This window comes from Allobosea sp. 2RAB26, from assembly GCF_052115465.1.
GTDB lineage: Bacteria > Pseudomonadota > Alphaproteobacteria > Rhizobiales > Beijerinckiaceae > Allobosea.
This window is the reverse complement of record NZ_JBFRGS010000003.1, coordinates 258212-284733: the sequence shown is the minus strand read 5'-3', so window position 1 is coordinate 284733 and position 26522 is coordinate 258212. Positions and strand designations below refer to the sequence as shown.

25 protein-coding genes are annotated in these 26522 nt (G+C 65.4%); 10 read left to right on the top strand and 15 right to left on the bottom strand.

Annotated elements, in window-relative coordinates; genetic code table 11:
• Window positions 1-58: 58 nt before the first annotated feature.
• The 7 genes from AB4118_RS07065 to AB4118_RS07035 form a co-directional block, all read right to left on the bottom strand.
• A complete protein-coding gene (locus tag AB4118_RS07065) occupies window positions 59-1135 on the bottom strand; it encodes a D-TA family PLP-dependent enzyme (protein WP_441489071.1) in 1077 nt (358 codons plus the stop codon).
• A complete protein-coding gene (locus tag AB4118_RS07060) occupies window positions 1132-1590 on the bottom strand; it encodes a RidA family protein (protein WP_113515557.1) in 459 nt (152 codons plus the stop codon). Before AB4118_RS07060 ends, AB4118_RS07065 begins: the two co-directional genes overlap by 4 nt.
• 121 nt (window positions 1591-1711) lie before the next feature.
• Window positions 1712-2881, bottom strand: coding sequence for an amidohydrolase/deacetylase family metallohydrolase (locus AB4118_RS07055; protein WP_441489070.1), 1170 nt, complete (start codon window positions 2879-2881; stop codon window positions 1712-1714).
• Between the two features lie 22 nt (window positions 2882-2903).
• The gene (locus AB4118_RS07050) at window positions 2904-3839 is read right to left on the bottom strand and encodes an N-carbamoyl-D-amino-acid hydrolase (RefSeq protein ID WP_441489069.1); all 936 of its coding nucleotides are present in this window, start codon (window positions 3837-3839) and stop codon (window positions 2904-2906) included.
• A gap of 169 nt (window positions 3840-4008) precedes the next feature.
• Window positions 4009-4917 carry an ABC transporter permease gene (locus AB4118_RS07045; RefSeq protein WP_371331779.1) on the bottom strand — a complete coding sequence of 303 codons (909 nt, stop codon included), beginning with the start codon at window positions 4915-4917 and terminating at the stop codon, window positions 4009-4011.
• Entirely contained in the window at window positions 4914-5855 is a 942-nt protein-coding gene (locus AB4118_RS07040) for an ABC transporter permease (protein ID WP_441489068.1), read from the bottom strand. Before AB4118_RS07040 ends, AB4118_RS07045 begins: the two co-directional genes overlap by 4 nt.
• 28 nt (window positions 5856-5883) lie before the next feature.
• Window positions 5884-7482 carry an ABC transporter substrate-binding protein gene (locus AB4118_RS07035; protein ID WP_441489067.1) on the bottom strand — a complete coding sequence of 533 codons (1599 nt, stop codon included), beginning with the start codon at window positions 7480-7482 and terminating at the stop codon, window positions 5884-5886.
• 402 nt (window positions 7483-7884) lie between these two features.
• Here AB4118_RS07035 and AB4118_RS07030 point away from each other — a divergent pair, with 402 nt between their 5' ends.
• Entirely contained in the window at window positions 7885-8841 is a 957-nt protein-coding gene (locus AB4118_RS07030; protein ID WP_441489066.1) for an amidohydrolase family protein, read from the top strand.
• Window positions 8842-8859: 18 nt separating this feature from the next.
• Here AB4118_RS07030 and AB4118_RS07025 read toward each other — a convergent pair whose 3' ends face one another.
• The 3 genes from AB4118_RS07025 to AB4118_RS07015 all read right to left on the bottom strand — a co-directional run bounded on the left by AB4118_RS07025 (window position 8860) and on the right by AB4118_RS07015 (window position 13102).
• Window positions 8860-10272: an amidase gene (locus AB4118_RS07025; RefSeq protein WP_441489065.1), complete on the bottom strand. Its 1413-nt coding sequence runs from the start codon at window positions 10270-10272 to the stop codon at window positions 8860-8862.
• Window positions 10273-10342: 70 nt separating this feature from the next.
• Window positions 10343-11572, bottom strand: coding sequence for a Zn-dependent hydrolase (locus AB4118_RS07020; RefSeq protein WP_441489064.1), 1230 nt, complete (start codon window positions 11570-11572; stop codon window positions 10343-10345).
• A 66-nt stretch (window positions 11573-11638) separates the two neighbouring features.
• A complete protein-coding gene (locus AB4118_RS07015) occupies window positions 11639-13102 on the bottom strand; it encodes an amidase (RefSeq protein ID WP_441489063.1) in 1464 nt (487 codons plus the stop codon).
• 197 nt (window positions 13103-13299) lie between these two features.
• Between AB4118_RS07015 and AB4118_RS07010 the strand changes: the two genes are divergently transcribed.
• The 5 genes from AB4118_RS07010 to mbfA all read left to right on the top strand — a co-directional run bounded on the left by AB4118_RS07010 (window position 13300) and on the right by mbfA (window position 19268).
• Entirely contained in the window at window positions 13300-14706 is a 1407-nt protein-coding gene (locus tag AB4118_RS07010; RefSeq protein ID WP_441489062.1) for an MATE family efflux transporter, read from the top strand.
• Between the two features lie 315 nt (window positions 14707-15021).
• Window positions 15022-15795, top strand: a complete 774-nt coding sequence (locus tag AB4118_RS07005) for a L,D-transpeptidase (RefSeq protein WP_441489061.1) — start codon at window positions 15022-15024, stop codon at window positions 15793-15795.
• Window positions 15796-15987: 192 nt separating this feature from the next.
• Complete coding sequence (locus tag AB4118_RS07000) at window positions 15988-17292, top strand: UDP-glucose dehydrogenase family protein (RefSeq protein WP_113515549.1); 1305 nt, start codon at window positions 15988-15990, stop codon at window positions 17290-17292.
• An 88-nt stretch (window positions 17293-17380) separates the two neighbouring features.
• The gene (locus AB4118_RS06995; RefSeq protein ID WP_441489060.1) at window positions 17381-18190 is read left to right on the top strand and encodes a DUF2076 domain-containing protein; all 810 of its coding nucleotides are present in this window, start codon (window positions 17381-17383) and stop codon (window positions 18188-18190) included.
• A gap of 121 nt (window positions 18191-18311) precedes the next feature.
• The gene (mbfA, locus tag AB4118_RS06990) at window positions 18312-19268 is read left to right on the top strand and encodes an iron exporter MbfA (RefSeq protein ID WP_441489059.1); all 957 of its coding nucleotides are present in this window, start codon (window positions 18312-18314) and stop codon (window positions 19266-19268) included.
• A 24-nt stretch (window positions 19269-19292) separates the two neighbouring features.
• On the opposite strand, the gene AB4118_RS06985 is transcribed toward mbfA, so the two are convergent.
• Both AB4118_RS06985 and AB4118_RS06980 read right to left on the bottom strand, forming a co-directional pair.
• Window positions 19293-20102: a L,D-transpeptidase gene (locus tag AB4118_RS06985; RefSeq protein ID WP_441489058.1), complete on the bottom strand. Its 810-nt coding sequence runs from the start codon at window positions 20100-20102 to the stop codon at window positions 19293-19295.
• Between the two features lie 215 nt (window positions 20103-20317).
• On the bottom strand, window positions 20318-21751 hold the full coding sequence (locus AB4118_RS06980; protein WP_441489057.1) for a lipopolysaccharide biosynthesis protein: 1434 nt from the start codon (window positions 21749-21751) through the stop codon (window positions 20318-20320).
• Window positions 21752-22033: 282 nt separating this feature from the next.
• Here AB4118_RS06980 and AB4118_RS06975 point away from each other — a divergent pair, with 282 nt between their 5' ends.
• The 3 genes from AB4118_RS06975 to AB4118_RS06965 all read left to right on the top strand — a co-directional run bounded on the left by AB4118_RS06975 (window position 22034) and on the right by AB4118_RS06965 (window position 24278).
• Window positions 22034-22537 carry a GNAT family N-acetyltransferase gene (locus AB4118_RS06975; RefSeq protein WP_441489056.1) on the top strand — a complete coding sequence of 168 codons (504 nt, stop codon included), beginning with the start codon at window positions 22034-22036 and terminating at the stop codon, window positions 22535-22537.
• Window positions 22534-23376, top strand: coding sequence for a DMT family transporter (locus tag AB4118_RS06970; RefSeq protein ID WP_441489055.1), 843 nt, complete (start codon window positions 22534-22536; stop codon window positions 23374-23376). Before AB4118_RS06975 ends, AB4118_RS06970 begins: the two co-directional genes overlap by 4 nt.
• 209 nt (window positions 23377-23585) lie before the next feature.
• On the top strand, window positions 23586-24278 hold the full coding sequence (locus AB4118_RS06965; RefSeq protein WP_441489054.1) for a DUF930 domain-containing protein: 693 nt from the start codon (window positions 23586-23588) through the stop codon (window positions 24276-24278).
• Between the two features lie 36 nt (window positions 24279-24314).
• Here the strand turns inward: AB4118_RS06965 and AB4118_RS06960 are convergent, their stop codons facing one another.
• Both AB4118_RS06960 and AB4118_RS06955 read right to left on the bottom strand, forming a co-directional pair.
• Window positions 24315-24695 carry a VOC family protein gene (locus AB4118_RS06960; RefSeq protein WP_441489053.1) on the bottom strand — a complete coding sequence of 127 codons (381 nt, stop codon included), beginning with the start codon at window positions 24693-24695 and terminating at the stop codon, window positions 24315-24317.
• 21 nt (window positions 24696-24716) lie between these two features.
• The gene (locus AB4118_RS06955; RefSeq protein WP_441489052.1) at window positions 24717-25217 is read right to left on the bottom strand and encodes a hypothetical protein; all 501 of its coding nucleotides are present in this window, start codon (window positions 25215-25217) and stop codon (window positions 24717-24719) included.
• Window positions 25218-25299: 82 nt separating this feature from the next.
• On the opposite strand from AB4118_RS06955, the gene AB4118_RS06950 reads away from it, so the two are divergent.
• Entirely contained in the window at window positions 25300-26112 is an 813-nt protein-coding gene (locus tag AB4118_RS06950) for a helix-turn-helix transcriptional regulator (RefSeq protein WP_441489051.1), read from the top strand.
• On the opposite strand, the gene AB4118_RS06945 is transcribed toward AB4118_RS06950, so the two are convergent.
• Entirely contained in the window at window positions 26109-26522 is a 414-nt protein-coding gene (locus AB4118_RS06945) for a DUF1801 domain-containing protein (protein ID WP_441489050.1), read from the bottom strand. The genes AB4118_RS06950 and AB4118_RS06945 overlap by 4 nt on opposite strands.

The window sequence follows — 26522 nt, the reverse complement described above, 5'->3', positions numbered from 1 at the left end:
AGACACTGAAGGTCAGATCATCGGACCGGCTGCGCGATCCGGTCCGATGATCCTGTTGTCAGGTCAGCCTGCCGCGCGCCGCGACCGGTAGTTCGCCGATCAGCTTGTCGCCGCGCACCGTGATCAGCCTGTCGACCATGTTGACGACGACGCAGACATGGTTCGGCACGATCCGGACGACCTCGCCGACCTTCGGCCGTTCATTCGAGGCCGCAAGGTCGAGGAAGCCATGCTCCTCGGCGAATTTGGCAATCTTGGCGGACGGATACTCCAGAATATAGCCGTGCCCTTCGAGGCCGCCGGTGTCGCTCGTCAGCGTCTTGGACCCTGAATCGAGGATGCCGCGCTCCGGGCCGGCACGGCTCACCACCGTCGCATAGACCGTCAAGGCGCAGTCATCGAGGCTGGCGACGCCCGCCGCGACCTGCATGCGGTCGTTGAAGATCGAGGTACCGGCGCGGTGCTCGGTCGCGCCCTTGAGCTTGCCGATATTCGGAATATTGGGCGAGCCACCGGTCGAGACGATGCCGGCCTCGAGCCCCGCATCGCGCAGGCCCGCATTGGCCGTGTCGAGGAAGAGCTGCGTCCGGTCCCAGCCATCCTCCGGCGGATACATCAGGAAGCCGGCGAAGCGCAGGCCCTTGGAACCGGCGATCATCTTGGCAAGCTCGACCGCCTCACCAGGCGTCTCGACGCCGGCGCGCTGGCGACCGGTGTCGCATTCGACCACGACCTCGAGGTCGCGCCCGGCGATCTCGGCGGCCGTCGGCAGGCCGGCGATGGTGACGGGATTGTCAGCCGCCACGATCATCCGCACACGGCGCTGAAGCGCGCCGAGGCGCCCAAGCTTCTCCTCGCCGAGGATGTTGTAGCTGATCATGATGTCGTCGAGGCCGCCATCGGCCATGACCTCGGCCTCGCCGAGCTTCTGGCAGGTAATGCCGCGGGCGCCGGCCTCGCGCTGCAGGCGCGCGAGCTCGGGCGATTTATGCGTCTTGATATGCGGACGATTGGCGACGCCGGCGGCGTCGCAGGCGGCCTGGAGGCGCGCGATATTGGCCTCGACCTTATCGAGATCGATGACGACGGCCGGCGTGCCGTAGACGCGGGCAATTTCCTCGGCAAGCGCGGTCATGGCAGCACCCGGATGATGACTTCGATCTCGACGGTCATGTTGTTGGGCAGCGAGCCCATGCCCACGGCCGAGCGGGCGTGACGGCCGTTCTCGCCGAGAACGGCGACGAACAGGTCCGAGCAGCCGTTGATCACCTTGGGCTGTTCCGCGAAATCCGGCACCGCATTGACCATGCCGAGCAGCTTGATGACCTCGACCTTGTCGAGCGAACCGGCGGCCTCCTGCATAGCCGCGAGCAGACCAAGCCCGGTCTGCTTGGCGTGTTCGTAAGCCTCTTCGACCGTGACATTGGCGCCGACCTTGCCGGTCGGATAGCTGCCATCGGCCCGACGCGGCCCCTGGCCGGAGAGATAGACGATATCGCCAGCCCGCTTGAAGCGGACATAGTTGGCGACCGGCGTCGCGACGTTGGGCAGTGTCAGCCCGAGTTCCTTGAGCCTGGCTTCGGCAGACATGGTGTTTCCTCTATCGTTATTGTGGCGCGGCGTTCCGCGGACGGCACACAACGCGCGCCCGTGAGACTCCGACGTGAGATGCCCGGGTCAAGCCCGGGCTTGTCGGCAGCACGACCTGGCCTTAGGCCGCCACCTTCTTGAACTTGTTCGTGCGCTTCGGGTGCCACCACTTGCCCTTCAGCACCACGCCCTCGGAAACGAACTTCTTGTCGCCGATCAGGTGCTCCCCGACGACGTCGACATAGTCGAACTTGCCTTCCTTGACGGTGAGGATGGTGGCGTCGCCCAGCGAGCCGACCCTCAGCGAGCCGTATTCGGGACGCTTCAGCGCCATGGCGGCATTCACGGTCGAGGCTGCGATGACGTTGTTCAGGCTCATGCCCATGCAGAGGAACTTCGACATGGTGGTGACCTGGTCATAGGCCGGCCCGTCGATGCAGAGCTTGTGAACGTCCGACGAGATCACATCCGGCTCGAAGCCATTGGCAAGCATGGCGCGCGTCGTCTTGAACGAGAACGAGCCCTTGCCATGGCCGATATCGAAGATGACACCGCGCTTGCGGGCGGCGAGCACCTCCGGCTTCACCGTGCCCTGGGCCGTCGCGGGTGCGTTCGGGAACGGCCGGAAGGCGTGGGTCAGTACGTCGCCCGGCCGCAGCATGCCGATGACTTCCTCATAGGATGGCGGCGGATGGTCGATATGGCACATCAGCGGCATGCCGACCTCGTTGGCCACCTGCAGCGCGATGTTCAGAGGCACCGTCCCGGACGTGCCCGAGGCATGCAGGCCGACGCGGACCTTGATGCCGACGATATAGTCGCGATTGGCGTCGGCGACTTCGACGCAATCAATCGGATTCATCATGCGCAGGTCGCCGCTCTCGCCGACCATGACGCGATGATCGAAGCCGTAGATGCCGGCATGCGAGACATGGAGATAGGCCAGGATGCGGGCCTGGCTCTTCTCGATCACATGCTTGCGGAAGCCGGCCCAGTTGCCCGGGCCCGCGCTGCCGGTGTCGACCGAGGTGGTGACGCCGGACATGCGGCAGAACTCGTCGGCATCGATGCCGAGCGATGTACCGCCCCAATAGACATGGGTGTGGAGGTCGATCAGGCCGGGCGAAACGATATAGCCCGAGACATCGCGAACTTCAGTATCGGCGCCGCCCTTCAGGTCCTTGCCGAAGCCCGAGACCTTGCCGTCGGTGAAGGCGACATCGAGAATGCCGTCATGCTTCTGCGAGGGATCGATGACCCGCCCGCCTTTCAGGATGAGATCGTGGTTCATGGCTGGTCCTTTGACGGCAAACTCAGAGCGGTGAGATAGCGCCCTTGCGCTCCACGATCATCCGGTATTGCTCCGGCTCGCGGTGGCGGGCGAAATTGAATGTGGATGCCTTGTAGCTCTTGCCGAGATCGAGATCACAGCGGGCGACGACGAGTTCGTCCCCCTCGGTGACGGCCTGGGCCACGACCTCGCCGGTCGGCGCAATGATGCAGGATCCGCCGATCTGGTCGACGCCGGCCTCAAGGCCCGCCTTGGCCACGCCGACAACCCAGGTGGCGTTCTGGTAGGCACCGGCCTGCATGACGAGCTGATTGTGGAAATTGCCGAGGCGGTCGTGGTCGGGCGCCGGGGGGTTATGCTTGGGCGTGTTGTAGCCGAGCACGATCAATTCGACATCCTGCAACCCCATGCTGCGATAGCTCTCGGGCCAGCGCCGATCATTGCAGATCATCATGCCGATATTGGCATCCATCGTCCGCCAGACGGGCCAGCCGAGATTGCCGGTCTCGAAATAGCGCTTCTCGAGATTCTGGAAGGGAGCGCCCGGCCGGTGCTCGGGATGTCCGGGCAGATGGATCTTGCGATATTTGCCGACGATCGAGCCGCTCTTGTCGACCAGGACCGCGGTGTTGAAGCGGCGCTTGCGCCCGTTCTCGAAGGCGAGCTCGGGATAGCCGAGATGGAAGCCGATACCGAGACGGGCGGCCTCCTCGAAGAGCGGCGCCGTCTCGTTCGAGGGCATGGCACTCTCGAAATAGGAATCGATCTCGTCCTCGTCATCCATCCACCAATGCGGAAAGAAGGCTGTCAGGGCGGCTTCTGGATAGACGACGAAATCGCAGCCATGCCCCTTGGCCTGGCGCATCAAGGCGATCATGCGGGCGACGGCCGAAGCGCGGCTTTCATCCCGATGGATGGGGCCGAGCTGGGCTGCGGCCACCGTCAGAATTCGACTCACCTTGTTTCCTCCTCAGCGCACCGGCCAGCATCGCGATCATCCAGGGCAGGCGAAAGCCGGTCAGCCCGCATGGACGCCATCGGATTTCCGCAGACCGCACCCCGAACCCGGGGTGCGAAGCCAATGGACGCTGCGGCAGAGCCAGCCGGCATGGTGGATGCGGTTCCCCTCAGAGGCTCTTTGCCAGGCGGGGATCGAGCGAGTCGCGCAGGCCGTCACCGAGCAGGTTCACGGCAAGCACCGTGATCGACAGGAAGACCGCCGGGAACAGCACGATATGCGGCCGGACCTGCCAGAGCGCCCTACCCTCGGCCATGATATTGCCCCAGGACGGCGTCGCCGGCGGAATGCCGGCGCCGATGAAGGAGAGGATCGCCTCGACGATCATCGCGCTGGCGCAGATATAGGTCGCCTGCACGGTCATCGGCGCGATGGTGTTCGGCAGGATGTGGCGCATGATGATGCGCGGCGCGCGTGCACCGGCGGCCACCGCCGCCTCGACATAGGGCTGCTCGCGCAGGCTGAGCACCACGCCGCGCACCAGGCGGGCGACGCGCGGGATTTCGGCAATGGTGATGGCGATGATGACGTTCTGGACCGAGCCGCGCGTCAACGCCATCAGCGCGATCGCCAGCAGGATCGGCGGGATCGACATCATGCCGTCGATGCCCCGCATGACGATGCCGTCAGCCCGGCGCACGAAGCCTGCGAAAAGGCCGATCGCCAACCCGACCAGAGACGACAGGATGGCGACGGTGAAGCCGACAATCAGCGAAACCCGCGCGCCGTAGATGACACGGGAATAGATGTCGCGCCCGAGCATGTCAGTGCCGAACCAGTACTGCTCCGAGGGCATCCTGGTGCGCCTCGCCGGCGCGATCGCGGTCGGATCGACAGTCCAGAGCAGCGGCGCAAGGATGCCGATGAGGATCATGAGCAGCAACAGGCCGCCGCCGATCGCGACCGAGGGGTGCCGGCGCATGAAGCGCAACAGGTTTCTCAAGGGTGATCTCTCTGGCGCGATCCCGGCCAGAGCGGGAGCCGCCACGGCGGCAGGGCTCTCGGAGCGCGTCGTCAATAGCGTATCCTCGGATCGAGAAGCGTGTAGACCAGATCGATGATGAGGTTCACCAGCACGTAGACGAAGCTGAACATCAGGACGACGCCCTGAATCACGGGATAGTCGCGCCGCAGGATGGCATCGACCGTCAGCCGGCCCAGTCCGGGAATGGCGAAGACGCTCTCGGTCACCACGGCACCGCCGATCAGCAGGGCGATGCCGATGCCGATGATCGTCACGATCGGGATCGCGGCATTCTTCAGCGCATGCAGGAACAGGACGCTGCGCTGGCCGAGCCCCTTGGAACGGGCCGTGCGGATGTAGTCCTGCTGCAGCACCTCGAGCATCGTCGCGCGCGTAATGCGGGCGATCAGCGCGATATAGACGAGGCCGAGCGTGACCGAGGGCAGGATGAGGTTCCGGAGCCAGGGCCACAGCCCTTCCGAGAGCGGCGTGTAGCCCTGCACCGGGAGCCAGTCGAGTTTCAGCGCAAAGACATAGGCCAGGAGATAGCCGACGACGAAGACCGGGATGGAAAAGCCGAGAACGGCAAAGGCCATCGCGAACTTGTCGACCCAGGTGCCTGCCTTCCAGGCCGCGATCACCCCCATCGGCACCGCGACGACGACCGCAAAGATCAGCGTCAGCACCATCAGCGAGACTGTCGGCTCGATGCGCTGGGAGATGAGCTGCGTCACCGGCAGCGAGGTGAAGATCGATGTGCCGAGATCACCCTGCAGCACCCTGAAGAGCCACTCGCCGAACCGTATCAGGTAAGGGCGGTCGAGCCCGAGGCTCAGCCTGATCTTCTCGACATCCGCGGGCGTCGCCTGATCACCCGCGATGACCGCCGCCGGGTCCCCCGGCGCTATGTAGAGGAGAGAAAAGACGAACAGCGCCACGAAAGCCATCACCGGGATGGTCGTGATGATGCGTCTGACGATGAAAGCCAACATCGCGGCGCTGTATCCCTATCGTTGCAAATCAGGCCTTGGAGACGCCCCAGAAGAACGGCAACGGCCCGCTGACGACGCCCGAGACGTTCTTCCGCCAGGCTTGGTAGCCGAGATAGAAGCCGGTCGGCGCGTAGACGACATTCTGGACCGCCGCCTGGTTGAGCCGGCCCATGGCCGCCTTCTCCTCGGCGAGATCCTTGGCGTTGAACCAGTTCGTCACCTCGGTCTCGACGGCAGGCACGTCCGGCCAGCCGAACCAGGCCTTGTCGGCATTCGCGCGGATAGCCGTATACGAGGCCGGATTGATGCAGTCGGCGCCGGCATGCCAGGTGTGGAACATGCTCCAGCCGCCCTGGCCCGGTCCGGTCTTCTGGGCGCGCCGGGAACCGACCGTGCCCCAGTCTGTGGCGACGAAATCGACATTCATGCCGATGCGCTTGAGCAGATCGGCCGTGACGTCGCCCATCGCCTTGGTGGCGGACATGTCCTGCGCCACGACACAGACCACCGGCTCGCCCTTGTAGCCGGACTCGGCCAGCAGCTTCTTGGCGGCCTCGATATTGCGCATCTTGAGCATGTCGCCGCCCTGCTCGGTGTAGAGCGGGGTGCCCGGCGTGAAGAAGCCGGGAAGCGGCTTCCAGAGCTTGTCGTCCTCGCCGACAAGCGCACGCATGTAGTCTTCCTGGTTCATCGCAGTCAGCACCGCCTGGCGCACCTTCAGATTGTTGAAGGGCGGGTGCAGGTGGTTCATGCGGAAGGCGCCGATATTGCCGAGCGGATCGCCGATATCGACATTGATATTCTTGTTGGCCTTGAGCACCGGCACGAGATCGGCGAGCGGCGTCTCCCACCAGTCGATCTCGCCATTCTGCAGCGCAGCGGCTGCCGTCGCCGGATCAGGCATGATCACCCACTCGATGCGATCGACCAGCATCTTCTTGCCGCCGGCGAGCCAGTTCGCCTGCTCGGAGCGCGGCACGTAATCGGCAAATTTCTCGAAGACCGCCTTGGCGCCCGGCACCCACTCATTGCGCAGGAACTTCATCGGTCCGGAGCCGACATATTCGGTGATCTGCTGGAACGGATCGGTCTTGGCGATGCGCTCGGGCATGATGAAGGAACAGGGAGCGTTGTTCTTCGCCAGCGCCAGCAGCATCTTCGGGAAGGGCTGCTTCAGCGACCATTTCCAGCTCCGGTCGTCGACCGCAACCAGTTCGTTCTGGATGGCGCGGAGCATCAGGCCCATCGGGTCGCGCGCCGACCAGCGCACGAGGCTCTGCACCACGTCCTTGGCGAGCACCGGCTCGCCGTCATGGAATTTGAGGCCGGGGCGGAGCTTGAAGGTCCAGGTCAGGCCGTCGGAGGAGACCTCCTCGCTTTCGACCATCTGGCGCTGCGGCTGGAACTTGTCGTCGATGCCGTAGAGCGTATCCCAGACCAGCGCAGCGGCGTTGCGAACGACATATTGCGTGCCCCAGATGGGGTCGAAATTCGCGAGATTGGCCTGCGGCACGAAGCGCAGGGTCTTGGCCGCTGCTCCTTGCGACAAGGCCGGCATGGACAGCCCCCCGGTGGCGGCCAGAGCGCCGGCACCAGTGGCAGATTTCAAGAATGTCCTGCGATCCATTACTCTCTCCCCTGAAACGGCTACCTCTGACGGGCGACCTTGAGGCGAGTGTGGGCGAGAAAGATCACCCTGACAACACGCCGCGCCGGTCGAAATCCGCGGCTGGGAGGCTAGCAGAGTCCGTGCCAAACGGTACCGGTTGGCCCCCAACGCCATGCACCCGCGCCAATCGAGCATAAATCCGCAGAAAATTGCGCAACGTCGGCTAAATCGATTTGATCGGCGCGCAGCTGGCCTAATCACAGCGTTTTCCCAGCACGCGAAAGGTCCTCGCCGACCGGCGAAGACGAAGCGCCCGCTCAGGCCTCGTCACGCGCCGCGCGCCAGACGCGCCCCCCTTCTGTCGCCCCGCAGAGTTCTGCTAGGCATTCGGGCGTTGACGCGGGTTTTTTGGGCAGGTCCATGCGCTTGGCAGTGGGGATATTGGTTCTGGGCTGCGCATTGGCGCTATCGTTCGGCGCCACCGTATCGGGTCAGGATCAGCCCCGTGTTCTGAAGCGGGTGAAGAGCTCGGCCGCTCCGGAAAGCACCGCACCAAGTCTCGAAACGGTGCCGTTCGTCGATGCGCATGTCCATCTCAACGACGAGGCCATGCAGATCGAACTGATGCGGCATTACGGGGCGAAGCGTGCCGTCGTGTTCTGGGGGCGCAACGGCGACAACGGGTCGATTGCCGATGCCGTCAAGCGCCGTCCCGACCTGTTCATCGGCTTTGCCTCGATTTCTCCGGAGCGCAGGGCTCATCGAAAGGCCTGGGAGGATCAGGACCTGGCGCTGCTCGAGGAGCTCGACGGTCTCCTGGCCACCGGCCAGTTCAAGGGTATCGGCGAGATATCGGCAGTGCATTTTCCGTCGCCCGGGTTTCCCGAGGCGAACTACGATCCGGCGGGCCCGATGATGAGCGGGATCATGGCCCTGGCGCGCAAATACCGCGTGCCTGTCCTGGTCCATGTCGAATCGACACGGATGCGCGAACTGACATCGCTGCTCGAGGCCTTTCCCGATGTGAACCTGATCTGGGCCCATGGCGGTTACACGCCGCTGTTCCTGGCCCGCAGGATGCTCGAACGGCACCCCAACCTCTACTACGAGCTGAGCGCGCGAACCTGGCCAAGGCACCCGCGGTCCCCCGACTACACGATCCTGCAAGACGGCAGGAGTGTCTGGCCGGAATGGCTTGAGCTCATCGAGACGATGCCCGGCCGCTTCATCATCGGAACCGACGCAAGCCATCGCTCGCTGGAGAGCGAGCGGATGAAATTCGAGAGCGTGCAGTCTTTCCTGCGCCAGCTCAGCCCGGCAACACGGGAACGGGTGGCACAAGCCAATCTGCTGGGGCTGTCCGAACCCAGGCCCTGACCGGCCCGGCTTCGCTCTTCAGGCCACTCTGACGGGCGCGTCGACACGCGCGAAAGGCTGCAATGCCTCAAATGCCGCCGCCGCACGCAGAACCAGCGCATCCCGGCCGAACGGCCCGACGATCTGCAGTCCCGCCGGCAACCCGGCCGATGTCAGGCCGCAGGGCACGGAGATGGCCGGTGCCTGGGTGATGTTGAAGGGGTAGGTGAATGGCGTCCAGCGCGTCCAGTCATCGCCATATCCGCCGTGGCCGGGGGCATTCCGTCCGACCTCGAAGGCCGGCAGGGGCAAAGTCGGCGTGAGCAGCAGATCGAAGCGCTCGTGGAACTGCGTCATATGACACGCAAGCGCATTGCGCTGGTTGAGCAGGGCGTCGACATAGGCCGAGCCCGGAATCTGCTCGCCAGCCTCGGCCACGGCCACGAGACCCGGGTCCATCTGCGCGCGCTTCTCCGGCCCCGCTCCGCGCAGGGCCAGGGCAGCCCCCGCCGACCACAATGTCATCAAGGTCTCAAGCGGATCGTCGAAACCGGGATCGACCTCCTCGACGCTCGCACCCAGCTCACGGAACGCAAGCGCCGCCGCCGCGGCGAGCGCTGCGATCTCGGGGTCGACGAGATGGTTGCCGCCAAGGCGCGGCGACCAGGCGATGCGCAGGCCCTTCACGCCACCGGCAAGGCCCGCAACGTAGTCCGGCGGGGGCTCGATCATCGCGGTCATGTCCCGGCCATCAGGCCGACCGATCGCGTTCATGGCGAGCGCCGTGTCTGCGACGGTGCGGGTCAGCGGGCCGAGATGGGCGAGGAAACCCATGGTCGAAACGGGATAGGCCGGCACGCGGCCATAGGTCGGCTTCAAGCCGACGACACCGGTGAAGGCCGCCGGGATTCGGACTGATCCGGCACCGTCGGTTCCGATATGGATGCAGCCGAGATTGAGCGCTGCGCATGAGGCCGCGCCGGAAGAGGAGCCGCCCGGCCCGGTTCGGACATCCCAGGGATTGCGCGTGATGCCCGAGAACGGTGAGTCGCCGACCCCCTTCCAGCCATATTCCGGCATCGTCGTCTTGCCGAGGAAGACGGTCCCGGCCTCACGCAACCGCGCCGCAGCCGGAGCGTCTTCCGGCCAGGGCGCGCCGGAGGCCAGCGCGGAGCCGCGGCGCATCGGCCAGCCCCTCACGCCGATATTGTCCTTGATCGTGACCGGCACGCCGTCGAGCGGACCGAGCGGAGCGCCCTTGAGCCAGCGTGCCTGCGAGGCCTCGGCCATGGCGAGCGTGACCTCGGCATCGCGCACGACGAAGGCGTTGATGTCGGGCTCGAAACGCTCGATGCGGTCGAGCGCGTCCTTGGCGACCTCGACCGGCGAGAGGCTGCGCCCAGCGTAGAGCTTGTTCAGCGCGACAGCAGACAGGGAAGCGATTGCGGTCATCGGCATCTCTCGTGAGGAGGAAGGACCAGGGCTGGGAGCAGAAGTCTTTCGCGGCGCGCGCCGCGCTTGATCAGTTATTCGCCACGCGCCAGGCGGCACTGAGCAGGACATTGGCGCCGGCGACCATGTCCTCGTCAGTGCTGAGCTCCGCCGGGTTATGCGAGAGGCCGCCGATCGAGGGGATGAAGATCATCGCCGTCGGGCAGATGCGCGACATCATCTGGGCGTCGTGTCCCGCGCCCGAGATCATCCGGCGGATCGGCAGGCCGAGTTCAGCTGCGCTCATCTCCACGCCGTAGATCAGCTCCGATGCGAATTCGACCGCCGGAAAGCGGGCAAGATCGCGGAAGCCGATCTGGATGCCGTCCCGCTCGGAAAGCTCCGCGCAGAACGCCCGGACGGCCGCCTCCGCCTCAGTCAGGAGCGCGTCCTTGGGATTGCGCAGGTCGAGCGACATGACCACGCTTTCCGGCACCACGTTGACGTTGCCGGGCTCGACGCGGATGACGCCGGAATTGGCAAGCTGGCCCGGAATCTTGCCCGTCAGCTCATTGGCGAAGAGGTTGATGCGCGCAGCCGCCAGCCCGGGATCCCTGCGATAGGCCATCGGCGTCGTACCGGCATGGCTCGGGCGGCCCTTCAGCGTCAGCTCAAGCCACGTGATGGCCTGGATGCCGGTGACAGCGCCGAGCCCACCGCCCTCGCCTTCGAGCACCGGCCCCTGCTCGATATGGAGTTCGAGATAGGAATGCGCCTTGAGGAAGCCGGGCCGTGCCGGGCCGTGATAGCCGATCCGCTTCAATTCGGTGCCGAGCACCGCCCCTTCGGCATCCTTCTCGGCATGGGCCGCTTCCACGCTCATGCCGCCGGCCCAGACATAGGAGCCGAGCATATCGGGATGAAATCGGGCGCCCTCTTCATTGGTGAAGGCGATCACCGCCATGTCACGCTTCGGCTGCAATCCTGCATCGCGCAACGCCGCCAGCACCTCGAGGCCGGCAATGACGCCGAGCGCACCATCGAAGCGCCCGCCGGTGCCGACCGTGTCGATATGGGAGCCGAGGATGACGGCAGGTCCCTCCTCTCGCCCCTTCAGGATTCCGACGACGTTGCCGATCGCGTCGACCTTCACGTCGAGCCCGAGCGCCTGCATCTGCCCGACGAGCCAGTCACGCCCCTGCTTGTCCTCGTCGGAGAGAGCGAGCCGCCGGCAACCGCCTTCCGGCGTCGCGCCGATCCTCGACAAGGCTTCGAGCCTCGAGACCAATCGTGGCCCGTCGATCCGCAGGTTCGAGCTCATTCGCCAACTCTCCCAAAAGGCCGGCCACAGGCCGCTAACGCATAAAGCATGAACGATGCCGGCCGCTCAGCCGGCGAGCAAGGCCGGCTTGCGCTTCTCGACCCAACCGGTTGCGTCCTCATAGGCCTGCGCGGCCTCGAGCAGCAGACGCTCCGCGTGGTTGGGCCCCCAGAGTTGCATGCCCATGGGCAAGCCCGCAGCGTTGAAGCCGACCGGGACACTGATCGCCGGACAGCCCGACATCGTCACCGGGATCACCACCTCCATCCAGCGATGATAGGTGTCCATCGCGCGGCCCGCGATCTCGCGCGGCCAATGCGTTTCGACGGCAAAGGGAAAGACCTGGGCACTGGGCAGGACAAGCAGGTCATAGCGTCCGAACAGGCCGCGCACATGCTGATACCAGGACGAGCGCAGATTGGAGGCCTTCATCACGTCGAAGGCCGAGAGCTTGAGGCCCTGCTCGACCTCGTGGCGCGCTTCGGGCTTGAGAAAGTCGCGCCGTGCCGGATCCGCATGGATGGGGGCCAGGCTCGCACCGACCTGCCAGGCCCTGAGTCTCGTCCACGCCTGCCAGACGGCTTCGGGGTCGAAACCGAGGCTCGCCTCCTCGACCCGCGCCCCCATGTCCTCGAAGGCCTTCAAGGCTTCGCGGCAAAGCGACAAGACGCCATCCTCCATAGGCAGGTGCCCACCGAGATCGCCAAGCCAGCCGATGCGGAGCCCGGCGATGTCGCGCTTGAGATTGCCCAGGAAGGCGGCCGGCTCCTCGCGGATCGAGAGCGGAACGCGCGAATCGTAGCCCGACTGCACGGCGAGCAGCGCGGCAAGATCGCGGGTCGTGCGCGCCATGGGACCAGCTACGCCCATCTGCGGAATGAAGACCTCGTCGCCACTCGAGGGCACGCGGCCATAGCCCGGCCGCATGCCGAGCACGTTGTTGAAGGCAGCCGGATTGCGCAGCGAGCCGGCATGGTCGCTGCCATCGGCCACCGGCAGCATGCGCATCGCAAGCGCAACGGCAGCGCCACCGCTCGAGCCCCCCGAGGTCTTCGACTGGTCATAGGCGTTGCGCGTTGCCCCGAAGACCGGATTGAAGGTCTGCGAGCCCAGGCCGAATTCCGGCGTATTGCTCTTGCCGATGATGATGGCGCCAGCCGCCTTCATGCGCTCGACGAAAATGGCGTCGCTTTGCGCGATCTCGTCCTTGAAGAGCGGCGAGCCTTGCGTCGTCGCGAACCCCTTGGCCGCGGCAAGGTCCTTGATGGCCTGCGGGAAGCCGTGCATCCAGCCACGCGACCGGCCTGCTGCCAATTCGCCATCCAACGCCTCGGCTTCCCCCAGCAGATCGGAGCGGTCGCGCAGGGCCACCAGGGCATTGACCGTCGGGTTATGCCGCTCGATCTGATCGAGATAGGCGCCCATCACCTCGACACAGGACAACTTGCGCGCGTGGATCGCGTGCGACAGCGCAACAGCGTCCAGGCCGACGATGTCGCCGGCCATGGCGGCGTTTCTCAAATCTGACATCCTTGACGGTTCCTCTGTCTTCTTCTTGCCGGTGATGATGGCCGCCATGGCCGAATGCCGGTAGCGACGTTTGCGCAGGGGCCGGATCGCGAAAACGCGCAGCGGGCCGCTCCCACACGCTCACGCGCCGAGCGCGGGCAAGCCCAGCGTGGCTGACCCTGTCCTGCACAGAAAATGGGCGCTAGAAGCGACGGCCCATGACCGATCTGGCCCTCCCCACTGCGCGCGCTCATCCCTGGCTCACAGAAGTCAGGGCCATGCTCGCCCTGAGCTGGCCCATGGTGCTCACCAATGTGGCGCAGACGGCGATGACGGCAACCGATGTGGTGATGATGGGACATCTCGGCCCCGACTCGCTCGCGGCCGGAGCGCTCGGAGCCAATCTCTACACGGCCGTCCTGATTTTCGGCATCGGGGTCATGGCAGCGGTCGCGCCGATGATCTCGATCGAGCTCGGGCGCAACCGCCATGCAGTGCGCGACGTGCGCCGCACCGTGCGCCAGGGTCTCTGGGTGGCAGCGACACTGGTTGGACCGATGTGGCTGTTCCTGTGGCAGGGCGAAGCGATCCTGCGCGCCATGGGGCAGGATCCAGCGCTTTCCGCGGCGGCCGCGAGCTATGTCCACACCCTGCAATGGAGCCTGCTGCCGTTCTTCTTCTATCTGGTCCTGCGCGGCTTCGTCGCGGCCTTGCAGCGGCCATTCTGGGCCTTCGTGGTCGTGCTGTTCGCCGTCGCATTCAATGTCTTTGCCAACTGGTGCCTGATGTTCGGGCGGCTCGGCTTCCCGGCCCTCGGTCTGCCGGGTTCGGGGATCGCCACCGCACTCTCCTCGACCCTGATGTTCCTTGGACTTGCCATTGTCGTTTCGGTCGACAGGCGTTTCCGGCGATTTCATCTTTTCGGGCGCTTCTGGGTACCGGACTGGCCGCGATATCGCGCCTTCTGGCGGCTCGGCTTCCCGATCGGCCTGACGCTCGCCTTCGAGGTCGTGATCTTCAACGGCGCCGCCTTCCTGATGGGGCTGATCGGCTCGACCTCGCTGGCCGCGCATGCGATCGCCATTCAGATCGCGTCCCTGACCTTCATGGTGCCGATGGGGATCGGCCAGGCCGGCACCGTGCGTGTCGGCCGCGCCTATGGTGCCGGCGATCGCGACGGCATCACGCGTGCCGGCACCACCGCGATCGTGCTCGCGATCTCCTTCATGGCGCTGACCGCGCTCGTGATGCTGCTGGCTCCGCACCTGCTGGTCGCGCCCTTTCTTGATGCCAGCAAACCGGGTTCGCAGGCAGTTGCCGAACTCGCGATGCGCTTCCTCCTGTTCGCAGCGATCTTCCAGATTGCCGATGGGGCACAGGTGGTCGGTTCCTGCATCCTCAGGGGCCTGCGCGACACGCGCGTGCCGATGATCCTGGCCGGCCTGGGCTATTGGGGCATCGGGCTGCCGCTTTCGGCGGCTCTCGGCTTCTGGACACCACTTGCCGGCAGCGGAATCTGGATCGGGCTGGCGACCGGCCTTGCCGTGGTGGCGATGCTGATGCTGTGGCGCTGGTCGCAGCGCGAAAGGCTCGGCCTGGTCGCGCCCGCGTCGACGCCAAGCTAGGTTGCACCGGCATTGCAGGGCGGACACAGCAAGCCGCCAGCGATGTCCCCAGTTTTCAGGGGTTTGCGCGATTCGGCGCTGTTTTTGCCAAGCATCCGCCTGATCGCCCGATAACACGGCCGATTTTCCGGTGTTCTCGAGCTGTTGCGGATTCAGCACAGCCAGCTGAAGACACAATTTCGCCGCACTGTGTTCACCCCACGGCCACGCCATCCGCCTTGAACCCCATTGGGCGAAGACGTGGAACACGGTGGAACTGCGCGATCGCTCGTCCGTTGCTAGTCCCGCAAGACCAAGAATACGCGAGCCAAACTGATGTCCTTCGACTCGATCGCCGGCGCACTCCGCCATCGCCTCTTCAAGCGCATGATGGTGCTGCTGTTGCCGCTATCGCTGGCAGCCTGTGTCGGCGCGCGCCAGCAAGCCCTCGAGGCCGCGAGACCTGCCGGACCGAGCGCGGCTGCACTCGCCATGTATGGCGAGATGCCCGACGAGAAGTTCCCTCTGCCTGAAACCGACATTACCGAAGTCGACCCGCGCTTCCTGAGGCAGGAAGTCGCCTATCCGACCAGCGAGCGGCCCGGCACGATCGTCGTCGATACCAACAAGCGCTATCTCTATCTGGTCCGAGAGAACGGCCGTGCCATCCGCTACGGCATCGGCGTCGGCAAGCAGGGCATGTCCTGGCGCGGTCGCGCAACCGTTGCCCGCAAGGCAGCCTGGCCGCGCTGGACCCCGACCCCTGCGATGATCGCGCGTGATCCTGCCAAGAACCGCCCCTGGGCCGGCGGCATGGACGCGGGCCTCGAGAACCCGCTCGGCGCGCGCGCGCTCTATCTCTATCAGGGTGACCGCGACACGCTCTATCGCATCCACGGCACCTCGGAGCCCTGGACCATCGGCACGGCGGTTTCGAGCGGCTGCATCCGCATGTTCAACCAGGATATCATCGACCTGCACAGCCGCGTGCCCACCGGCACCACCGTCGTGGTCCTCAACCGCACCCCGCTGCTGAAGCCGGAGCCCGGCGAGAATTTCGACGAATTCGTCTCCGAAGGTGTCGAGCCGGCCGAGCCGATCGAAGGCTGATTGCCACCCTCCGTCATCGCCCAGAGATTGGCGCGCATCACCAACCCATAGGGTTCGGTGTTGCGCGCCTCTTCATTTCCCAGCGCCACAAATTGATATAGGCGGTGCTAGGGCGGGGAGCCGTGCTCCAGCTGCCGCATACGAGAGGCCCGGATCAATCCCGCTCCGGCCCGCGAGAGAGGACGACACCTCATGCGCGTGACGATGATCGGTTCGGGCTATGTTGGCCTGGTCTCGGGTGCCTGCTTCGCTGATTTCGGCCATGTCGTGACCTGCGTCGACACCGACGCTCGCAAGATCGAGGCGCTCAACCGCGGCGAGATCCCGATCTTCGAGCCCGGCCTGGACGATCTCGTCGCCAAGAATGTGCGCGAAGGCCGCCTCTCCTTCACGACCGAGCTGGCCGGTGCCGTCCGCGGCGCCGACGCGGTCTTCATCGCAGTCGGTACCCCGGCCAGGCGTGGCGACGGCCACGCCGACCTCTCCTATGTCTATCAGGCCGCTCGCGACGTCGTGGCCGAGCTTGAAGGCTTCACCGTCGTCGTCACCAAGTCGACCGTTCCGGTCGGCACCGGCGACGAGGTTGAGCGGATCATGCGGGAGAGCCGGCCGGAGGCCGATTTCGCTGTGGTCTCGAACCCGGAATTCCTGCGCGAGGGCGCCGCGATCAGCGACTTCAAGCGTCCGGACCGGATCGTGATCGGCACCGACGATGCACGCGGGCGCGCCGTGATGGAGGACATCTACCGGCCGCTCTATCTCAATGCCGCGCCCCTTCTCTTCACCTCGCGCCGAACCTCCGAGCTGATCAAATACGCCGCCAACGCCTATCTCGCGACCAAGATCACCTTCATCAATGAAATGGCCGACCTCTGCGAGGCCGTCGGCGCGAATGTCCAGGAGGTCGCGCGCGGCATCGGCCTCGACAATCGCATCGGCGCGAAGTTCCTGCACGCCGGCCCCGGCTATGGCGGCTCCTGCTTTCCGAAAGATACGCTGGCCTTGATGAAGACGGCGCAGGACCTCGCTGCTCCGCTGCGGATCGTCGAGACCGTCGTCGCCGTCAATGACCAGCGCAAGCGCGCCATGGCCCGCAAGGTGCTCGCCGCTTGCGGTGGTTCGGTGCGCGGCAAGCGAATCGCCATCCTTGGCCTCGCCTTCAAGCCGAACACCGACGACATGCGCGAAGCGCCCTCGATCGCGATCATCACCGCGCTACAGGATGCCGGGGCCGAGATCGTTGCCTATGATCCCGAAAGCATGGATGCGGCCAAGCCCCTGCTGCCCGGGATCTCCTACGCGAGCGACGCCTATTCCTGCATCAGGGGCGCAGATGCGCTGGTCATCGTGACGGAATGGGACGCTTTTCGCGCGCTCGATCTCGCCGCGGTCAAGGCCGCGCTCCGCGAACCCGTCGTTGTCGATCTGCGCAATATCTACCGCTCGGACGACATGCGCCGCCGTGGCTTCCAGTACAGCAATGTCGGCAATGCCTGATCGACGCACTGCCTTGATAGCGTCACAGGCAGCCCCCACCTCTTGACGCGGCGGCGCACCCGCGCCGTCCAAACGAGAGGAGATGACGATGACGCCGCAAGAACGCGACGTGATCGCCGGGATTTTCGATCGCCTGAGACAGGCGGCCAACCAGCCCCGCGACCCCGAGGCTGAACGCTACATCGCGGAGCGCCTGCGCGAGCAGCCCTATGCGCCCTATGCCATGGCGCAGGCCGTCTACGTTCAGGAACAGGCGCTGACCAACCTTCAGGCCCAGGTCGAGGAACTGCAGGCGCAGGTTCGTGACCTGCAGAGCCGACCGAGCGAGGCTCCGGCGCAAGCCGGCGGCTTCCTGTCGGGCATCTTCGGCGGCGCATCTCGGCCAGCTGACGCCCCGGCACGCAGCGGTTCCGTGCCGGCCTTCCCGGCGCGCCCGGCAGGGCAGGCCCCATCGGCCGCCTGGACCGGTCAGCAACCGCAGCAGCAGCCAGCCCCCGGTCAGGCTTTCGGCGGCCCGCAAGGCCAGCAGCAGGCAGGCCCCTGGGCGAACCAGCAGGCCCAGGCGCCCGGACGTGGCGGTGGCTTTATGGCCTCAGCGCTGACGACGGCAGCCGGCGTCGCTGGCGGCATGATGCTCGGCAATGTCCTGACCAACGCCTTTGGCGGCGGCAAGGGCGGCGAGGCAAAAGCCGCGGAGACGGCAGATGCCAGCAAGGCGGCCGACGCCAGCAAACCGGCCGATACGGCTGAAAAGGATGCCGGCACCGCCGACAACCAGCAGGCGGCCTATGATCAGGGTGCTTCCGACCAGGCAACCTACGATCAGGCCAGCTACGACGAGCCCTATGAACCCGGCCAGGACGACGACCCCATCGATGATGGCGGCGACTGGGCCTGATTCCGGCTGCGTCCACCCGTACCAACAACGGCTCGCCCTCCGGCGGGCCGTTTTCGTTGGGGGCCTTCCCAACCCGGCGCGCACCTCTTAGATTAGAATAATTCTAATCTAAGAGGTGATCATGAAACGCATCGACGATCTGGACGAGGCCGAGATCCTCGCGCTCGCGATCGCCAATGAGGAAGAGGATTCCCGAATCTACCTTTCCCTCGCCAATCGCCTTCGGCCGATCTACCCGCATTCCGCCGAGGTCTTCGACGAGATGGCGGCGGAAGAGCAAAGTCATCGCCACAGCCTACTTTCGCTCTATGAGCGGCGCTTCGGCAAGGAACTGCCCTACATCACCCGCCAGGATGTGAAGGGGTTCCTGAAGCGCAACCCGGTCTGGCTGATGGACGGGCTGCGACTCGACACCGCCCGGACGCAAGCGGCGCTGATGGAAGAGGAAGCCTCGGGCTTCTACGCTCGTGCAGCGCAACGGGCGCATGACGTCGAGACGCGCAAACTGCTGGCTGACCTTTCCGAAGCCGAGAAATCGCATCAAAGCCTGGCGCAGCGCCTCGGCGAAACCATCCTGACCTCGGATGCGACCGCCGAGGAAGACCAGACCCGTCATCGCCTGTTCGTGCTGCAGATCGTTCAGCCAGGGCTTGCCGGATTGATCGACGGTTCGGTTTCGACGCTCGCGCCGATATTCGCGGCCGCCTTCGCGACCCATGATTCCTGGAATGCCTTCCAGGTCGGCCTCGCCGCATCGGTCGGCGCGGGCATCAGCATGGGCCTCACCGAAGCTCTCTCGGATGACGGGACCATCACGGGACGGGGGCATCCCTGGGTGCGTGGTGCTGCCTGCGGCGTCGCGACCACGGTCGGCGGGCTCGGCCATACCCTGCCCTACCTCATCCCCGATTTCTGGACCGCCACGGCCATCGCCGGCATCATCGTGGCGATCGAGTTGATCGTGATCGCCTGGGTCCGCTGGCGCTATATGGAGACGCCGTTCACATCGGCGATCGTCCAGATCGTGCTCGGTGGCCTGCTGGTCCTTGCGACCGGCATTTTCATCGGCAGTTCGTGACGGCTGCGCAGGTGGTGCGCCGCCTCAGATCACCAGCACCTTTGCGCCGACCCGCACCCGGCCATAGAGGTCCGTCACATCGTCATTGGTCATCCGGATGCACCCCGAGGAAACGGCTTGACCGATCGTGTGCGGCTCGTTCGTGCCGTGGATGCGATAGAGCGACGACCCGAGATAGAGCGCGCGCGCGCCCATCGGATTCTCGGGCCCGCCGGACATGAAGCGCGGCAGATCCGGGCGGCGTTTCAGCATCTCGGCCGGCGGCGTCCAGCTCGGCCATTCCGCCTTGCGCGTCACAGCCTTCATGCCAGCCCATTCGAAACCTGGTCGCCCAACGCCGATGCCATAGCGCAAGGCGCGGCCACCAGGCTGGACGAGAAAAAGAAACTTCCGCGGCGTGTCGATGACGATGGTGCCCGGTTTGTGCGGGCCGTCATAGGCGACTTCCTGCTTCTGGAAACGCGGATCGAGCACGCGCTCGATCGGCCGTTGCATCTGCATGGGCTCACCGAGCGCGGCCATGCGGCGCCCCGGAGCCCGCGGCTCGGATGCCTGCTCGAACGGATCGGCGCCATAGCCCTGCCCGGGTACGACGCGCTGGCCATAGGCGGAGTAGCCGCCCGGCCGATTATAGACCGCCCCGCCCCGGCCCTGGGGCGTCGGGTCCCGACCGGTCATCAGCATCTCGATGAAGCCGCCACCGTAGTTGCCACGCGCGGTAGAGCCGGTCACCAGAGGATCGGCTGGGCGCCCGTAGCTCTGCGCGGAGACGGGGCCGTTGGTGGCGCACATCCCGGACAGGATCGCGAGCGGAACGAACAGGACGGGACGCATGACGCAACTCTCTTCAGCAAGCTGCGAAGAGCCTGGGGAGCCGCCCTCAAAGGAATGGTGAATCGCTGCCGCTTCGTCAGCGTTTCCGCCAGCAATCGCGTGACTTCAGCGAATTAACCTTAGCAACCCGCCTAGAGAGAGAGTGAACGAAGCGTTTCGGGTGACCGTGCAGAGCTCTTCGGCCGGCGCCGGGCTATCGGGCAAACCTTGCCATCTCATCGGGCCGCGCGGCTTTTGCGCATGACCCACCACAAGGAAAGCCGGGAGCGGCTCCGCATCACGTCGCAACCCAGGATGACAACCGCATAGACGAGCGCCCCCACGCCGACTTGGAGCACGAGTTCGATGGGGGCCGCGAAACGGCCGGACAGCGGCCAGGTTGCAGCAACCATCGACAGCACGGCGAGGAGCACGCAGGCGCAATCTCGCAGCGGCGGCCAGACCGGCAGCGAACGGAGTGCCGCAGCCGCAGTCACCCCGAGCGCGACAATGAAAGCACTTGCCTGCGCATAGGCGTAACGCTGCGGTCCCGCCGCTCCGAGGGGAGTGAGCACCAGCAGCAGATTGCAGGCCAGGCCGAGGCCCGTTGCCATGGGCGCGATGCGGGTGCGCTTGTCCAGGAGAAAGACCGGGATGAAGGCCGCCTGCGAGATCGTCAAAGCCACGAACCCGGGGATCAGGATCGACATATAGGCCGAGAAATGACCGTGAAAGCTCGGCGGAACCAGAATCCGTTCAAAGGCGGGCAGGACAAGCCAGAGTCCGGCGGCTGCGGGGAGCGCCACCATCAAGACCACGACGACGTTCTCCGCGATACGACGCAGTGCCGCCCGTCGCCCGCGCGTCTCGTCGAGGCGAATGACCTCTCGCAGGAGCACGATCTCCAGGGTCGAGGCGAGCGTGCCGAAGAGCTTCAGCCCCATATCCGAGGCCAGGGAGAAATAGCCGGCCTCGGCAAAGCCATGGGCGCCGGCGAGCAGGGAGCGGTTGATCAGCGGGATCAGCGAGTAGACCGCATTGCTGCCGATCAGCGGCAGGGAATAGATGAAGAAGCTCCAGGCGACGGCCTTGTCGGCCGCCGACAGCGAAAGCGGCGCATCGGCCAGCGCCCGCCGGACGAGAAGCAGCGCCACCACCACGCTGATCAGGCCGCCAAGCAGAACAATGGCGGGATCATGCGTGATCCAGGCTCCGCCAACCATCAGGATCAGCGCCAGAACGTTCTTGACGATGATCAGCTTGGCATAGGCGGCGTCGAGGAAGCGGGCCCGCGCAATCGCGCCATGATAGTCGAACAGCCCAGCCCCGATGCCGCCGAGCACGGCAGCCGCAAGCAGCATCGCCGGCAGGCGGAAATCGATGCCTGCCACGATCGCCGCGATCAGCAGGCCGGACAGGGCAATGCTGATGCCGGCCGCCAGGATATCCAGTGTCGCGCGGATCTCCGGCTGCTTCTCGCGTGCCGCCAAGGAGTAGAAGCGGATCGCGGAGACCCTCAGCCAGTCGAGCAGCGCGGTGTTCACCAGCACGACGATGGCCGCGCCAATGGCGTAGAGTCCAAAAGCCGCGGGCCCGAGAAAATAGGCGATGAGCAGACCGAGGACGAAATTCAGCCCGGCATTGATGATGAAGGGCACGAGAACAGTCATATGATCCCGGTCATGGCGCCAGCACGAAGCTGCCGCGCGACTCACACGGCAACCACATCATCGATATACAACTGCCCTAACCGTCCGCTCGTGCATTTCCAAGCGGAAGCGCGTCGAATATCTGGCCATTCGCGTTCCGGATTCCGCGGGTGCCGAGCGACCGGCGCAGCAGCGCCGAAACTGACTGCCGATGCGGCATGTGCATTGCTGAGCTGAACGGCATGCGCGCAGCGGTTGCGCATCCCCCTTGCGCCAATCCGGATTGGCCTGCATCGCTGCGGCATGACCGCAAGCCTCCCGCCGCTTCGCGCCGCGCGCGACGATGATTCAGAACCGCTCGCCGCCCTGATCGCCGCGAGCTTCGCCGAATATCCCGATTGCCATTTCGACTGGTCGGAGTTTCCGGAGTTGCGGAGGCCGGCGAGCCATTTCGCGGCCAAGGGCGGCCGGCTCTGGATCGCAGAGGCGCCTGATGGCGGGATCGCCGGGTCGCTCGGCATCTTTCCAGTTCCCGAACAGAATGCCGCCGAGCTTGCGAAGGTCTACGTTTCTCCCGCCTGGCGCGGCGCCGGCCTTGCGCAGGTGCTCTTTGCAGAGGCGCTGCGCTTCGCGGAAGCCGGCAACCATGCAGAGATGATCCTGTGGTCCGACGCGCGCTTTGCACGCGGCCATCGCTTCTACGAGAAGCTCGGCTTCGTCCGCTGGCCGGGGCAGCGCTATCTCGGCGATATCTCCTTCAGCTGGGAGTATCATTTCCGCAAGCGCCTCACCGGCCAACCGGAATGACCGCAGGCACAGCGCTCCGAGCCGTCTTCGGCATCGCCCTGCTCACCGCAATGGACGCGGTGATCAAGGCGCAGATGCAGCACCATCCCTTCATCGTCGCCCTGTTCATGCGCTTTGCCGCAGGCGGCCTTTGCGCCCTCATCGTGCTTGCGGCGGTGCGCCCGGCCTTCCCGACCCGCAGCAGCCTGATCGGCAATGTCGTGCGCGTGCCGCTCGTCGTGCTCACCGCCGGCAGCTTTTTCTATTCCATCTCGGTGCTGCCTCTGGCGGAGGCGCTTACCCTGTCCTTCCTCGCGCCGGTCTTCGTCGCCCTGCTCGGCGGATTTTTGCTCAAGGAACGGCTCGACGGGCGCATTCTCCAGGCCCTCGGCTTCGGCCTGCTCGGCATGCTCGTCATGGTCTGGCCCAGGCTGCAGGGCGGCGTCACCGGAGCGGAGCTCGGCGTCGCCGCAGCCCTGTTCTCAGCAGTGTCCTATGCGTTCAATCTGATCCTGCTGCGACGGATCGCCGTGAAGGAACATCCGGCCGTCATCGTCGCCTTCCAGAATTGCGGGCCGGCGCTCTGCCTCGCCATTCCTGCCTGGCTCGCCTTCGTGCCCATGACCGGCAAGGACCTGCTTGCCTATCTCAGCGCCGGCCTGCTCGGCGTCGCCGGCCATCTCATGCTGACCTCCGCCTTTGCTCGCGCAGCCGCGTCGCGGCTCGCGCCAATCGAGTACACGGCGCTTGTCTGGGCGAGCCTGCTCGGGTTTGCCTTCTTCGGCGAAATTCCGCTCTGGACCACCTATGCGGGCGCCGTCTTGATCGTCGCCGGCGCCGTTGCGGTCAGCAGACGCTAGAGCATCGGCCCGAAGGCTGGATTTCGGCTTTCGGGAAGGCCAATGCAAACACGGACGATCAGATCATCCCGCCGGATGCGATATCCCGTCCGACAATCGAGCCGCTGCCGCAAAAGCGCCCGATTGATTGCGACTTCTGCAGCCGCCCGAACAGCACGCGGAGGGGCCCGCGGTTGAGTGCGTTCTTCATCGCGGCAGCGCTGTGATCCATGAGGTTCTTCCGACATCCGCGTCACGGATCGCAAGCCCATGGCGCCATCGGCTCGCTCGGTCTGCATGTCGGTCTTTTGGGGGCTTTGATCTGGCTCCCCAGTATCGAGCCGTTGACACCGGCCCCGGAGGACAGCATCGAGGTCGAGTTGGTCACGCAGCAACAGGCCGAAGCCGTGGCCGAACCAAGGCAGCAGGAGCCCGTTCCCGAGGCTCCGAAGCCTGCACCGCCAGAGATCACTGCCGCAGCGCCGCAGTCTCCTCCGCAGCCCCGGCCCAATACCCCTCCTGTCGTTGCGGCGCCCGTCATGATCCGAGCAAGACGAACGCTATCCGGCAAGGTCCTTGCCGAACCGCGCAGCCGGCAGGCGCGGGAAGCCCTGACCCAGCTGGATCCCTCAGAGCGCATCGAGCAATTATGCAACCTCGAAGCGATGAGCCAGATCCAGGCATGGAAAGCAGAGTTCCAGCCGGACAGGGTTGTCGCCTACGCCATGGCGGACACCAGATTCTCGGCGGGAATGCTGCAGGCCGACGGCGCCGCCTTCCGCAGCAAGCAGCAATGGTACAGGCTCAGGTTCAGATGCGAGACCACGCCCGATCGCAGCAAGGTTGCCGGTTTCGAGTTCCTGGTCGGCGATGCGGTTCCCCGCAGCGAATGGTCCGCGCGGAATCTTCCCACGACGCACTGAAGGAGGCGGTAGCGCCCTGGCAGGCGCCGTGATCCATCAGCCATCCGGCTGCCCACAATAGGCCTCGATCCGATAGCCGTCGGGATCGATTGCGAAGGCCGCGTAATAGTTCGGCCCGTAATCCGCCCGCAGCCCTGGCACGCCATTGTCCTTGCCGCCCGCCTTCATCGCTGCCGCATGAAAGGCGTCGACGCTCGCCCGACTGGGGGCCGCGAAGCAGAAGTGCAGGTTCGAGCCCGGATCCGGCGGGACAGGAGCCTGGGCCCTGCCGATCCAGAATGCGACCGCATCGCCGCCATAGCCCAGCGAATTGTCGTCATGGCTCAGGCAGCGGTAGCCGAGGGCACTGAGCGACGCGTCGTAGAAGCGCTTTGCGCGAGCGATCTCGCGAACGCCAATCGAGACATGGTCAAGCATGGTGGTTCTCCTCAGGGGGCTTCAGGTGGCGAGGCGCCGGGCGCGGAAATCGGCCTGCAGGCGCCAGGTCTTTCCGTCATCGGATGAAAGGTCTCCGAGCCAGCGGAAAGCGTTCGGTGTGATCTCGGTAAAGCGCCACCGGATCGCCGTGCCGTCCTCCAGCTTGCCGTGCTGGACGATATCTGGCCCCTCGGACCGACCGAGCTGACGCGTGTAATACTGCTTGAGCGGGTCGCTCCAGAGGATATGCCAGGCGTCGAGCGCGGGGTCGTAGACCCTCAGCGTCGTGCCGTGGAAGAAGCCGGGCAGGATCCAGACATCCTGGATCGCCCGTCCGCCCAGCACCCAACCGAAACAGATCTCACCCTTGCCTTCGTGCCGAGTGCCATCATCGGCATGCATCACGGCATCCATCGCCCATGCCCCGATGAGCCAGCTGTAGAGACCCATCTGCTCGACCCGATCGGGAGCGGGCCCGTCGGCATGGAGTACCTCCTTCAAAGCGGTGATGGCCACTGCCATGTTCAGGCTCCAGTGCTGTGCAATGTGCCCCGAGTTAGGCTGCTCTCACCGCTTTGCGCTTGGGAAAAATTGCTGAATTAAGATGACCGCGACGTCGCAACTTCTGGCATCCGGCCCGGGCTGGCGGGTGCGTGACATCGTCTGCACTGCGGGCCCGTCCGATCCTGCCTTCGAGGAACGGCATGAGCATTGCTGCATCGCTGTCGTCACCGCGGGCAGCTTTCAGTATCGCTCTTCACTCGGAACCGCCGTGCTCGCGCCGGGCGCGATCCTGCTCGGAAATCGAGGCACGTGCTTCGAATGCGGCCACGAACACGCTATCGGCGATCGCTGCCTCGCCTTCCAGTTCGAGCCCGAACACCTGGAAGACATCGTAGCCGGCGTGCCGGCAGCCAAGCGGTTCGAATTTGCGCGGGCCTGCCTGCCACCGTCGCTGGCATCGTCCCGGCTCGCGGCAGTAGCGGAGGCCGCGCGCTGCGATGCAAACCAGCTCGAGGAGATCGCGGTTCGGCTTGCTGGCGCTGTCGCAGCCCTGCAGAATGGCGAGCCCCCGGCGGCAGTCGCCCCCAGCGCCCAGGACGCGCGCCGGGTCACCAGAGCATTGCGGCTGATAGAAGCTGAAAGCGAGCAGCCGTTGACGCTCGCCGGTCTCGCCCGCGAGGCGGCGATGAGCCGCTATCATTTTCTGCGAACTTTCCGGACGCTCATCGGCATGACGCCGCATCAGTTCCTGCTGCGGACACGGATGCACCGTGCCGCAACGATGCTTCGCCGGTCCGACCTGACGATCGCGAACATCGCGTTCGATGCAGGCTTCGGCGATCTCTCGACCTTCAATCGCCGCTTCCGGCAGGTGATGGGGGCCAGTCCGAGTGCCTATCGCGCCCAGCCCTAGCGCCAGCGATGGTAGGTCAGCGCGAGCCCGATGCAGTGTTCGAGCGGCCCGACAGGAATCTCCTCCTCCTCCCGGAAGACGAGGGCGCGGCTGCCTTCGAAGCGAAAGGTGTCGGGGTAGTGACGCGCGAAGGTCTCGACCAGTGTCGTCTGGCAATGGACATACATCGCGTAGTGCTTGCTCGATCCCTTCAACGCAGCGACCCTTACGGTCGTCCCCACACGCTGTTTCACAGGGAAATAGGCAGGCTCGCCCCATTTCAGGGTTTCGACGAGTCCGCCGAGCCCGGTCGTCCGGGCGCCTGTGTCGAGGATAAGCTGACGCAGCCGGAGCAGCGGCGTCCTCAGCGGCTCAGCGAATGACTGAAAAGCTGCGTCGACCGCGAGATCCTGGAACGCTGCGAATTGCAT